General features: G+C 40.7%; 16 protein-coding genes. 6 read left to right on the forward strand and 10 right to left on the reverse strand.

Annotated features, from left to right (window positions below; translation table 11 throughout):
• Positions 1-114: 114 nt before the first annotated feature.
• Both NST85_RS05540 and NST85_RS05545 read right to left on the reverse strand, forming a co-directional pair.
• Entirely contained in the window at positions 115-948 is an 834-nt protein-coding gene (locus NST85_RS05540) for a methyl-accepting chemotaxis protein (RefSeq protein WP_127192900.1), read from the reverse strand.
• Between the two features lie 357 nt (positions 949-1,305).
• A complete protein-coding gene (locus tag NST85_RS05545) occupies positions 1,306-1,518 on the reverse strand; it encodes a hypothetical protein (RefSeq protein ID WP_127192899.1) in 213 nt (70 codons plus the stop codon).
• Positions 1,519-1,699: 181 nt separating this feature from the next.
• Between NST85_RS05545 and NST85_RS05550 the strand changes: the two genes are divergently transcribed.
• A complete protein-coding gene (locus NST85_RS05550) occupies positions 1,700-2,041 on the forward strand; it encodes a DUF1492 domain-containing protein (RefSeq protein ID WP_307402606.1) in 342 nt (113 codons plus the stop codon).
• Between the two features lie 211 nt (positions 2,042-2,252).
• On the opposite strand, the gene NST85_RS05555 is transcribed toward NST85_RS05550, so the two are convergent.
• Positions 2,253-3,383 (reverse strand): phosphodiester glycosidase family protein, encoded by a 1,131-nt coding sequence (locus NST85_RS05555; protein WP_127192896.1) that lies wholly within the window; start codon positions 3,381-3,383, stop codon positions 2,253-2,255.
• Between the two features lie 223 nt (positions 3,384-3,606).
• Here NST85_RS05555 and NST85_RS05560 point away from each other — a divergent pair, with 223 nt between their 5' ends.
• Positions 3,607-4,041, forward strand: coding sequence for an SRPBCC family protein (locus NST85_RS05560; protein WP_307402623.1), 435 nt, complete (start codon positions 3,607-3,609; stop codon positions 4,039-4,041).
• The gene (locus NST85_RS05565; RefSeq protein ID WP_341188783.1) at positions 4,042-4,371 is read left to right on the forward strand and encodes an ArsR/SmtB family transcription factor; all 330 of its coding nucleotides are present in this window, start codon (positions 4,042-4,044) and stop codon (positions 4,369-4,371) included. It abuts the gene before it with no gap.
• A gap of 68 nt (positions 4,372-4,439) precedes the next feature.
• Here the strand turns inward: NST85_RS05565 and NST85_RS05570 are convergent, their stop codons facing one another.
• Positions 4,440-4,853: a GNAT family N-acetyltransferase gene (locus NST85_RS05570; protein ID WP_341188784.1), complete on the reverse strand. Its 414-nt coding sequence runs from the start codon at positions 4,851-4,853 to the stop codon at positions 4,440-4,442.
• Between the two features lie 235 nt (positions 4,854-5,088).
• A complete protein-coding gene (locus NST85_RS05575) occupies positions 5,089-5,226 on the reverse strand; it encodes a hypothetical protein (RefSeq protein ID WP_341188785.1) in 138 nt (45 codons plus the stop codon).
• A 121-nt stretch (positions 5,227-5,347) separates the two neighbouring features.
• Between NST85_RS05575 and NST85_RS05580 the strand changes: the two genes are divergently transcribed.
• Positions 5,348-6,148: a GGDEF domain-containing protein gene (locus NST85_RS05580; protein ID WP_341188786.1), complete on the forward strand. Its 801-nt coding sequence runs from the start codon at positions 5,348-5,350 to the stop codon at positions 6,146-6,148.
• A 112-nt stretch (positions 6,149-6,260) separates the two neighbouring features.
• Here the strand turns inward: NST85_RS05580 and udk are convergent, their stop codons facing one another.
• Together udk and NST85_RS05590 are read right to left on the reverse strand one after the other, a co-directional pair.
• A complete protein-coding gene (gene udk, locus NST85_RS05585) occupies positions 6,261-6,896 on the reverse strand; it encodes a uridine kinase (RefSeq protein ID WP_127192886.1) in 636 nt (211 codons plus the stop codon).
• 195 nt (positions 6,897-7,091) lie between these two features.
• Positions 7,092-7,265 (reverse strand): hypothetical protein, encoded by a 174-nt coding sequence (locus NST85_RS05590; protein WP_341188787.1) that lies wholly within the window; start codon positions 7,263-7,265, stop codon positions 7,092-7,094.
• 277 nt (positions 7,266-7,542) lie between these two features.
• On the opposite strand from NST85_RS05590, the gene NST85_RS05595 reads away from it, so the two are divergent.
• Positions 7,543-8,442, forward strand: a complete 900-nt coding sequence (locus NST85_RS05595) for a copper amine oxidase N-terminal domain-containing protein (RefSeq protein ID WP_127192885.1) — start codon at positions 7,543-7,545, stop codon at positions 8,440-8,442.
• A 128-nt stretch (positions 8,443-8,570) separates the two neighbouring features.
• Positions 8,571-9,560, forward strand: a complete 990-nt coding sequence (locus tag NST85_RS05600) for a TcaA NTF2-like domain-containing protein (RefSeq protein ID WP_341188788.1) — start codon at positions 8,571-8,573, stop codon at positions 9,558-9,560.
• A 125-nt stretch (positions 9,561-9,685) separates the two neighbouring features.
• On the opposite strand, the gene NST85_RS05605 is transcribed toward NST85_RS05600, so the two are convergent.
• The 3 genes from NST85_RS05605 to NST85_RS05615 are packed head-to-tail and all read right to left on the reverse strand — an operon-like array spanning position 9,686 to position 12,058.
• A complete protein-coding gene (locus NST85_RS05605; RefSeq protein ID WP_307402634.1) occupies positions 9,686-11,098 on the reverse strand; it encodes a nucleoside recognition domain-containing protein in 1,413 nt (470 codons plus the stop codon).
• Entirely contained in the window at positions 11,076-11,807 is a 732-nt protein-coding gene (locus NST85_RS05610) for a FeoB small GTPase domain-containing protein (RefSeq protein ID WP_127193008.1), read from the reverse strand. The genes NST85_RS05605 and NST85_RS05610 overlap by 23 nt, the downstream gene beginning before the upstream one ends.
• Positions 11,807-12,058 carry a FeoA family protein gene (locus tag NST85_RS05615; RefSeq protein WP_127192882.1) on the reverse strand — a complete coding sequence of 84 codons (252 nt, stop codon included), beginning with the start codon at positions 12,056-12,058 and terminating at the stop codon, positions 11,807-11,809. The genes NST85_RS05610 and NST85_RS05615 overlap by 1 nt, the downstream gene beginning before the upstream one ends.
• Between the last annotated feature and the right edge of the window lie 152 nt (positions 12,059-12,210).

Genomic DNA, 12,210 nt, shown 5'->3' on the forward strand with positions numbered 1-12,210 from the left:
ATTAGAAACAGTATAGCACGTTATCCTAGTACTAGGTACTAATACCAATAAAAAAAGAGGGCCAACCAAACCTGATGGATTGGGAGCCCTGTGTTCTTATCAAATAATATTGAATTATTTCTTGTTGTGATGGATCAAACCCTCAATAAAGGACTTCATTTGTTGATTGGAATCATTTAACTGCTCAATGACATTCATAAATTCAGTAACTAGAATGGCCTGTTCCTGAGAAGAGAGAGCAATTTGTGAGAAATCGGATTCCAATTGTTGAATGGATTTCTGAACGCTAGATAATGTTGTCGAAATATTGTTGGTAGCTTCCTTGGTACTGACGGATAACTTTCTTACTTCCTTGGCAACGACACCAAAACCTGCTCCCAATTCGCCTACTCTGGCAGCTTCAATAGCCGCATTAAGTCCGAGTAGATTCGTCTGATTGGAAATCTCCTGAATGAATCTAATCGTATTATTAATCTCTGAAGAATTTTCTACTGCGTATTTAGTATTAGTCATAATCTGTTCGCTTGTTGCAGACAATTCTTCTGAATGCGCGGCAACGGTTTGCACCATATCTACTAAACGTCCAGTAATATGGTTTAAATTCTCCATATTCTCTTCTAGATGCTGCTGGGTTTCAGTGGATTGAGCCGTGGCAAACGCTCCAATGATGACTCCGTTCTGATCCTTAATTGGGATAGCAATGGCACTGATCGGGAACCCATATATGCTGGCTGGTAGGTGAGTAGAAGAGAACTCTCCATTTAATGCGGTACGAAGATTCTTGTCATCTGGAGGGATTGGATCACCGGGACGAATACCGAAATCAATGTTCGCCGAAGGCTCGTAGTACAGAAATTGATTCAGATCTGTAATGCCAATCATAATGTCTTCTCTAACGATTTGTTTGATATAAGGGACCGAAGCTATGAGGATATCTATAGTATTCATGATCAACCGCCTGTCTCAAATTTGAATTAATTATACTTCGTTCCGACAAGTTTTTACAATGCTCATTTTTGAAAATTTAGGTTATCCCACCCTATGAATAAGTTAGAAAATTATGAAAAATATAGAAAATATAATGCTAAATTTATTTATTTCGAATAAAATGAAGTAAGCAGCCGTTCACCAATTAGTCACAAGTATTACCCTCTCTGAGTGGGATACCTACCAAGTATTAATTTAGACAAGTAACCCACTAAGCGGTAGCTTTTATCCGTGGTGTAGGTTGCTTTTTTTTGATTCTTAGGTGTCACAGAAAGGGGGAGGGAGCTGCAAGTCGTGTCATTTCTGGATGGGATAGGGTCATTTCGATTTTGGATTAGCGCGCGCTACATCTCGGATTTCATCGCTGTTGTCTTCTAGAATTTTAATCTCTTCCGTTAGTGTGTGCATAGAAGATTCCAACTTATCCAGTTTGGTACCTACAGTTTGCAGAACATATTTGATAAGGATAAAGCATAACGTGACGGGAAATCCCACATTGGTAACCAATGATATCATATCAGTGACCTGCATGACCGCTCCCTCCTTTCCCCTGAAGTTCCTTTCACACTATAGAGAAAATAATCACGTGATTCTACAACCATAAATTTGAAAATAAATGTTATAATTGCTAAATATAAGAAATATATGGGTTGTAAACTATCGTTATAAATTCCCTATATATAGAAGATGAAAATGAAAGGGGGAGGTAGTTTTGATGGAACAACAGACCGTATTTGAGGAGTATAGAAAAGAAGTGTATCGGATTGCTTGGCGGATTCAGTATAAGGCTAAAGTTGTAAGGAAGCGTGAGTGTTCGTTTATCGGATTTGAACCGGCCATAACCAGTTTCACATCATCTTCTGATAACAAAATCGTAGTAAGACAACTCATTAATGATCTACCCTCCAACACGGGAAGAACCATTATCTATAAGATTTACATCCAAGACAAGACAGAAGGTGAAGTGGCTCGGGAGTTAAATATGAGTCAGCAAGGGGTGAACAAATGGAAGCGAAAAATGATTCAAGAGTTATCCCGGATGATGAGTTCCTAACTTTACTTCATAAAGCGCAGCAAAATGATCCAGAATCAACATTAAAGCTGATTGAGCTCTTCAAATGGGACATCCTGAGAACCAGCAAGTACATTTACATGCCTCAGGAAGATGCCGTTTCTAATATTATCTTGGAGTTTCTGGAAATGATAAAGGAGCGGAAAGACTAGAAGAACCCCCTGGTATTAGGGGGTTCTTCTTTTCAACATAATTATTGATTCCTAATTATAATAGCGTTGCTGATCTTACGTCCGGGAGCCGTTATATATTTACCATTATAGTAGAGCCCGCTAGAGGCACCACCGTCTAGATTCATCGCCTGATAAGCTCCTGCTTGTTTCATGATCTCCGCTAACTGCGGAATCGTTGCACCGCTTGTGGTAATTAGGATCAATTTGTGATCACGGGTAATGCCCAGTGCACTTCGGGCTCCGGCACCCGTTAATATTTTGGGATCTTTAAAGCCTTCCTTCTCCACGTCAAGTGACACTTTTCCATTGGTTATAAGACGAGGCCCAGCCTGAAGACCACCTTCGATCGTACCTTGTTTAAAGCGATCTTGGAACTCATCTCCTGGGATCAACTGAACCAGATTATTCTTGTCATAGGTAAAGACGGTACGACGATCACCGTAGTGGAGGAGCTCATTCCCGCTAATAATGTAGCCATAAGGAGATTTGAATTCTCCTGTCGTATACGCATCAAAGAAAGTACCGTTAATAGCAACGGCGGCGTTATTACGTTTGGCCAGACTACTTAGATCTTCAACTTTGCCTATGGTATCACTCGCAAGTACGACATCCAAATCAATCTTGGGATGCAATAATGAGATTGTAACCATTTGTACGTTAAAAGACTTCTTACCTACCTTGAATGTTTTCTTCTCACTCACGATCGGCTTGCTGTTGTTGGTATTCTTTCCTTGGTTGATGAAAGGTAAGGAGGCCGAAACTTCCCCTTGATTGATCTTGACGGACGCGGAATCTTTATCCCAGATCAACTGCATGTCCATAGCCTCACTAACGAATTTAAGTGGTACATACGTTATACCGTTATCGTTAAAGGGAGCAGTAGATAATTGGACAGATTCATCGTTAAGTGTTGCGGCTGTTTTACCAACGAATAGAGTGAGATGAACTTGTTCTTTGACTATATCGATTCGTTGATCTGTAGAAGTCCATGTCATCGAGATTCCGTTATATCCGTTCAGAAACCTAATGGGAACAAAGGATTCATTACTCGTTGCATCTACGATGACAAAATTCTTGGCTGGAACTGCCCCAAACGTGGATGGTACAAAACAAACAAAGGCCAGAAATACTAGCAAGACGACTTTTTTCATATGACTGAAGCTCCTCTTCCCTATCTTATTTATTTGATATAACGTTTATATCGGAATGTAAATTCCATATATTAGGTGTTTACGAGATGCGATTAGGGACAATTTTCAACAAATAAAATGTTCAATAATTGGATACACTAAAGTTGACATGAAACCAAATGGTGTTATATATTGATGAAACGAAACCAAATGGTTTTATATTCGCGATAATAAGGAGATTATTATGGAAACAAACAATCAGAATACACTAGAAGATATCAAGCAAACGGTTATTGTTGAAGCATCCATTCAAAAAGTATGGGACAAGGTTTCAACTGCGGAGGGAATCGCAGCATGGTTCATGCCAAATGATTTCAAGCTGGAAGTAGGACATGAATTCCATATCCAATCACCCTTTGGACCATCTCCTTGTAAAGTAGTCGAGATCGATGCACCGCATAAGCTTTCTTTTACATGGGATACAGATGGTTGGGTGGTATCGTTTATTCTCAAAGAGTTGGGTGATAAGACGGAGTTTACTTTGGTTCATGGTGGTTGGAAAGGGTCGGATACTCTTATTACGAAAGCAAATGAGAAAAGCTCTGTTATTCGCGATCGAATGGCACAGGGTTGGGTAGCGATTGTTAATGAAAGGTTTAAAAAGGTGGTCGAGGGTTAAATGTCTTCATCAGCAGAAAAATATGATGTGTTTCAGGCTATAGCAGATCCCACTCGTAGGGAGGTTCTCCGATTACTTACAGAACAAGAGATGCCTATTTCCCAATTAACAGCTCATTTTCCTATTAGTCGTACAGCCATCGCCAAACATCTTCATATCCTTTCAGAAGCCAAGTTAGTTAGCGGGCGTAAGGTAGGCAGGGAGAAGATTTATCGATTGCAGCCAGAACCTTTAGCTGAATTGAAACAGTGGCTTACTTATTACGAACAATTTTGGAATAATAAATTGTCGATCCTTAAGCATGTGATTGAGCATGATGGGGAAAGTTGAAATCGAGAACAACCGACTTCGTTTTATAGAGTCGGTTGTTTTAATTTATAACTGCTTTACTTCAAAATCTAATACTTCTTGAACATCCCTACCGATTTTGGACTTGTATAATCAAATCCAAACCTTGTATACAGTTCATCTGCGGGAACGTCGGCAATTAAACTTATATAGGCTCCACTTGGAGCGTGGTTGTCTAAATAGTCCATAAGTACGCTCATGATTTGTTTACCTAACCCTTGGCCTTGTCTAGTTGGATGTACTGCTATATCAACAATTTGATAAAAACAACCTCCATCACCAATAATTCTCCCCATGCCAATGAGTTGATCATCGAGATCTCGCATGGTTGTAATGAAGATTGAGTTACTCAGAGCAATCTGGGAGGCTTGTAAATCCTTAGGACTTAATCCGGCTGCCGCTCTTAGTGCAAGATACTCAGTTGGAGTTGGTGCATCAAATGATACATTTATATTTGTCTTCATAGTTACCTCCGATGATCTTTTCGTTTTTAACACAAAAATTCGCTGGGGACTGATAAACTGTCCTTCGCTGGGGATTTAGATTATATTTAATGAGGTTAGCCTATTATAAGGCTAAGGTCGCTTAGACATCAATCTAAGGGAACCAGTAGCCTTTATTTTGAGTTTTGAGGGTCAATAAAAATTCTAACGGAACTGAAAGACTTTATTTCTCCCCAATGATGCTCTAATGCATGAATTATAATGAAATAACGTCTACTAGTTCCGTTAAAATCCACAACAGTGAAATAAACATCAAATAAGGTCGCAGAGTTCCGTTACAGCGATTCGCAATCATCTTCGATTGATGGTCAAGCAGCGCTAACATTTCGTGCATGTAACCTACAATCGCAATGTGAGTTTCCCATATAGGATGATTGTTCAGAAATTGTTCAGATCAGCCCAGTATAATGATAAGCTAGTCTATAAATATTATGTTGCAGAGTGAGGAAGTAACCATGGAAGAGTTTCAGAACTATATATATGCCATATTATCGTTAGCTGTTGCGGTACTGGTAGTTGTCTTAATGGAACGATTATTTAGAGGTGTTACAAGTAAGAATAGAAACGTCAAGATTGTTCGAGGGGTTGCGGCAGGTCTGTTGCTTGGAGCCGGGATTTGGAGTATGCACGTACTCAACAGTCAATCACTGTCTACGTCCAAGTCAAATGAAACGGGTGTTATTATTCCGCTGCTAGCTTATATTGCAACAGTTGGGCTGCTGTTACTCTTGTTCTACATAGTAAGGTCGATGCTCGCTGAGAGCGCCAATTTAAGGGATCTAGCGTATAAGGATGCTCTAACAGGACTGCTGAACAACAACGGTATGAATCATTTTTGGGAGCGGTGTACTGGAAATACGAAACTTGCGGTGTTATTTCTTGATCTGAACCGGTTTAAGTCCATTAACGACACTTTAGGTCATCATGTGGGTGACTTGTTGTTACAAGAGGTAGGAGCGGAGTTGAAACAATTTACGCGTAAGAATCGTCGGTACATTTTTCGCATTGGTGGAGATGAATTTGTAATTATCAGCAAGAACTGCAACCAAAAACAAGCAGAACAACTTGCTGTACGGATTCTGGAGAAGACAACCAAGACTTATGTATTAGATGAGAATGAATTGTTTATTTCGGGGAGCATTGGTATCACAATTAGCATAGGTAAAGTGGATCGAGCTCGTCTGCTGAAGGAAGCGGACTCAGCTATGTACAGCGCGAAGCAACTGGGAACAGGTCGATACTACGTCTACAAATAAACCTATACAATGAAAATAGTATGGTCCCGACTATGCATTATCGCATCACCGGGACCACCAATAGGAAGGTATGTAACAACCATGTTTCCATTGAGGAAAACATGGTTGTTTTTTACAAGCTAGAAGCTGGATAATCACCATTCAAGTATTTCTCGGTCAAGACAGTCAACAGTTGAATACCAACCGCATTGTGTCCACCTTCTGGAATGATCAGGTCGGCATATTTCTTGGACGGCTCGATAAATGCCTCGTGCATCGGTTTTACCGTAGTTAAGTATTGCAGGTAGATCGACTGAATGGTCCGGCCGCGCTCTTCAATATCCCGCAGTGTCCGGCGGAGAATACGTACATCGGGATCGGTATCAACGAAAACTTTGATATCGAGTAGTTTCCGAAGGTTCTCGTCGGATAGCACATGGAGCCCTTCAATAATGACGATATTGTTCGGCTTCAGCTCGACAGTATCTTCAGGACAGCGGGCATGAACTGTGAAATCATATACTGGAGCATGTGCGGTTTGACCTTTTTTCAGACTGCCAAGGTGTTCAATCAGCAGTTCATTATCAAAAGCGAACGGATGGTCATAATTGATCGACTCTCGTTCAGCCATACTGAGATGTGAATGGTCTTTATAGTAGTTGTCCTGCGAGATGAACGTAACTTTTCCCGATCCAAGATTGTCAATAACGGAACGGGCCACTGTTGTTTTACCGGATCCAGTGCCGCCGGCGATACCAATGATAAGCATTGTGATTCAATAACCCTCCCTAAAAGAATACCTTTTACATTCCCTTTACAATTTCAATATTGTAGCACAGCGCAGACAATTTATCAGCTTGGTTCGACAAAATGGCGATAGTTTATTCGTAAATTCGACAATCTTGGGTATAAAATAAGGATACGTCCGTAATCCGAGCCGAATGTACTACATATTATCCACAATTTACCCAATATGAATGCGCCAAGTAGACGACAAATTCTTTCTGAAATGAATCGTCGTACCTACCGATAAGAAAACACAGAATCCGAATGTAATTTCCATCTCAGTATATTCACCCACAGCAGCGAAAGTAGATTGATAAGCAATAACAGCTTGGGCGGATAAATAGCATTTCATCAAACAGGGCAATTATGGTCAAATACGACCTTGATTGGCCTGTTTTTTATGGGATTTTTAAATGAAGCAACAGATATTAAATAATCTCATCACACTAGTGATGGATTACTAGAAAGCTTAATCTATCACATCATTGTATAAAATGGTCCATACTGGTAAAATATCGGCAGGATTATTATTTAATGGAATAATATACCTGAATGGTCTACTGAAATGTAAATTAAGAGAGAGAATATATTTTTGAATATTAAAATAAAAATCAAGGAGATGACTAATAATGAAACAAAAGAAGACAGGAATTATTCTAATGGTGTTTATCTTAATCATGACCATGCTACCAACATTCTCATCCGCGGCAGCTAAGCTATCGCTTAGAGTGGAACTTAACGGAGAGAGAATTATATTTCCAGATGCACAGCCCTATGTAGATAAGAATAATAGAGTTCAAGTTCCCGTGAGATTTGTAAGTGAAGCGTTAGGAGCCAAGGTAGGATGGACAAGTAAAACAAAGACAGTAAGCATTCAATTGGAAGAGACGAGCGTTAATCTTGTCATAGATAAAAAAACATATACCGTAACTGGAGCTAGCAAACAAATGGATACCGCAGCACTAAGAAAATCGAACAGAACCTTCGTACCACTTCGATTCGTAAGTGAAGCACTCGGAGCTAATGTGAAGTGGGATTCTCAAAACTTTACCGTTTCGATAACTACGGGAGATGGTGTAACGGCTTCGACAGGTGAATCAAATTCTAGTATCATCCCAGGAAGTCCGAATTTCGATTGGGATGCTTGGGAGGCATCTAGATCAGTTGAAGGTAAAACGGAGAAGATAACAACTGAGGGATTTAGTTTTTATTCAGTGTATAAATCTGGACTAGGTGTAAGTGATGATGGTTATAAGAAGGAAGATGGGAATACAAGAACTCTAATTATTATATTAATCTCTCTTGGTGATGTTGGTGGAGATAATCTCGATGAAAAGTTTAAGGACGCAGAGGAAGTTTTACGTCAAAAAGTCGATGGGAAAGTGGTAGATTCTATTATTAATTATGTTAAACAAAAGAATGATCGTGAGGATGAATTGGAAGAAAAGGTATTCAAAGATGATACTTATAGAATTGTTGTGGCATCTGGATATATGGCAGGGATCAATATAGAGATTTGGTATAAGTAGGTGGAAAAATGAGAAGAAGGATAGCTTTATTTTACACTAGGTACTCATTAACAATGGTTTTGCTGGCATGTATATTAGTTACAATTGTCGGGTGTGACAACAATGAAGAACCTCGTTCTAATAGTCAAGTGATCAATAGTGTATCAGTACCCGTTAGCACAGATAATAAAGGGAATAAGAACGATTTAGAAAGAGTTCCATTGTTTCAGCTAGGAATGGATATTGAAGAAGTAAGAGCAATCCTTGAGGAGAACAATATTGAAATTATTAACGAAATCGAAAATACAGGGGATTCAGATACGTGGGACTGGGGAAATAAATCAATATGGACCGAGGGGATTAGTTTCACCTTTGATCAAGATTACATATTGTATGATTTGGAATTTGATAATGGAGAACCTACTTCGGAAGGGATCAAGGTGGGAGACGATCTAGACCTTTTACTAAATAAATATGGGGATCAATTTAAGTTATACGGTCCAGAAGAGCTTATGAATATGTGGATTATTGACGAGAATCAGGATAAGAAGGCTGAGATTTATGAATATCGAATGGATGATCATTATTTCCGAGCTTTTGTAGTCGATGATAAAATGGTTAGTTGGAACATTTCAAAATATAAACTTGGAACGAATAGTCCTGTTACCGAAGATTATTCGGAAGAGGCAGACCCCTCATTTGAACCAAACTCTGGCATGAATTCTAATGAGGAAAGTGAGTTGGCCTTGGGTGCAACTCATGCTGATAGTTATGAGCCAGAGATGCTGATTCGAGCTTATGAAGAAGCTATTGCTGATGCCATTAATAATGATGATTTCTCCATAGTAGAAAAGTATTTGATCAAGGATAGTGAAATCTATCAAGAACAGAAGCAATTTATATCTGATCTACATGCACAAGGAGTAACTTATTCTCTTAACTCATTTAATATAGAAAATTGGGAACAGAGTGCTTCTAATTTTGATGAGTATAAATTTTATGTTAAAGAGACTATAGGTCTTCATGATTCTAATCAAAACGAAAATACGGAAAAAACAGATTATTGGGTCTATACTATCATTTCCAATGAAACAGAACTGGGAATAATGAATAAAGAAATTTGGGAAAGTGCGAATTAATAGTAAGTGAGAAAAACGATATGTAAACAATATAAAAAGGGGTTCCTCCGACATTCTGAAATGTTGGTAGAACCCCTTTTTGCATTGTTGTGCTACGTTCAGCACCGAATCACTTTAGCAGCCGATTACACCCACCCAAACAACCTAACTAGTTGAGCTACGGTAAATGTCACACCAATGGCAATCCCAAGTGGAATGACGGCTGAGAGAACGGCCCATTTCATGCTTTTTGTTTCCTTGTAAATGTTGATAAGCGTTGTACCACAAGGATAGTGGAGCAGGGAGAACAACATCATACTGAGTGCGGTCAGCCACGTCCAACCGTGATCTAGGAAGATATCCTTGATGCTACCCAAGCTATCCATTTCAACCATGGCCCCGGAAGACATATAGCCCATAAGTAGAATCGGGAGTACGATTTCATTTGCAGGTAGCCCGAGGATAAAGGCCATAATGATAAAACCGTCCATACCGAGTAATTGCCCAAATGGATCGAAGAAAGCGGCCATATGATTCAAGATGCTGTCTCCGCCGACAAAGATATTTCCGAGCATCCAGGTGATTACTCCAGCAGGAGCAGCGACAACAATCGCTCGAGTCAAGACGTTCAGTGATTTTTCTTTGGATGAGACTAGAATCGTCTTCCAAATATGCGGACGACGAAACGGCGGAAGTTCCAAGGTATAGTGTGTTGGCACTCCACGTAGTGCCGTCTTGGACATGACCCATGACACGGTCAAAGTGACAACGATCCCAAGCAGTACGATTCCCATCAGCACGGAGGCTGTTGTTAGTGTACGTAATGCGCCTGTTGTAGCGGCTCCAGCCATGAACAACGAGGAGAGCAGAATGAGTGTAGGCCAGCGTCCGTTACAAGGCACGAAATTGTTAGTCAGAATAGCCAACATCCGTTCACGAGGTGATTCGATAATTCGTGTGGAGAGGATGGCAGCGGCGTTACAACCGAATCCCATCGACATAGTCAATGCTTGCTTGCCGTGTCCGCCCGATTTCTTGAATAGACGGTCCATATTAAAGGCGACACGGGGGAGATAGCCGAAATTCTCCAGTAGTGCAAACACAGGGAAGAATATCATCATCGGTGGCAGCATGACACTGATAACCCAAGAGGTTCCTCGGTAGAGTCCCAGAACCAGTACACCATGCAGCCAATCAGGGGCATGAACTGCTTGAAATCCGGCAGTTAGATAACCCTCAATGAAACCGAATAGAGAGGCGAGCCAACTTGAAGGATAGTTAGCTCCGGCAATCGTAATCCAGAACACAATCCCGAGAATGCCGAGCATAATGGGGAAACCCCATATTTTAGAAGTAACAATCGCATCCAACTTATTCGTGCTGTTCAGTTTTTTCTTATCGCGATAGGTTACTGTATCCCGGCAAATGCTAGAGGATACGCCATAAATTCCACTGACAATCTCATCGCGGATGGAACTCCCATCCGCTAAATTCTTCGCTGCTGCGAGCAAAGAATCTAGAGTGTCGGCTCCTTTCTTAGTGACAAGCGGTGACTCCATGGCCGACAACCTCCTTTGCGTTCGATGTAGATTTTGGATCCATATTGGCTTTTAGTGAGGTCAACAGGCTATCGTCACCATCCATCAATCGTAGTGCAATCCAGCGTGCGGGGTACTTGGACCCAATAACTCCTTCAATCATGGGGACGAGTTGGGCAATTCCCTGTTCAATCTCATCATTGTAGGTGATTTGTAGAGGCTTTGAAGTAAAGGCTCCAGTAGCCACACGCTCCACCTGATCGAGTAACGCATCAATTCCAATTTTGTTCCGGGCCGATATCGCTACAACTGGAACACCGAGCCGTTTCGAGATCGCCTTCAGGTTAATATCGATGCCGAACTTACGCGCTTCATCAATTAGATTGATGCAGACGACGGCCCGACCGGTAATCTCCAGCACTTGCAAAGCAAGATTGAGATTACGTTCCAAGGAAGTTGCATCTAGTACCACAAGCGTTACATCCGGTTGTTCGAAAATAATATAATCGCGAGCTGCTTCTTCATCGGCTGAGTTAGAATACAGCGAGTAGGTTCCTGGGAGATCAATCGCCTTGTAAACGCGGTTGTTATGAGTAAATTCACCCTCAGCAGAAATGACGGTCTTGCCAGCCCAGTTACCTGTATGTTGTCGTAATCCAGTCAGCAGGTTGAACAGTGTGCTTTTACCTGTATTAGGGTTGCCTGCAAAGGCGACAGTATAATGTTTCATCATTCTTCACCTCCAATTAATTCTCCATAAATCAGCGAGCTTTCTTCTCTACGTAGTGCAATCGTTGTGTTACTTACGCGGAAAGCTGTTGGGTCACCAAGCGGACTGTGCCGCAGCATTTCTACTTCATTACCAACAACAAATCCGAGATCAAGCAATCTCCGTCTTAGAACGCCCTGTACATCTATGCTGACAATTCGCAAAATGTCACCTTGTTTAGCTTCGGATAATGAGATAGTTGTTCTGCTCATCAAGATCCACCTTCCTTCATCTATGTTCGAGTTACGTTATCATATGGGTTATGGGTGTCATTGTTGTGTGATGCCACAAGATTAGTATACGACAATAACTTTGTCTTTGGAACAAAAATGTTGCACAAAGGCAAAATAAATTTTGGAAAGCC

The organism is Paenibacillus sp. FSL K6-2524 (genome assembly GCF_038005525.1).
GTDB classification, from domain to species: Bacteria; Bacillota; Bacilli; order Paenibacillales; family Paenibacillaceae; genus Fontibacillus; species Fontibacillus anaericanus.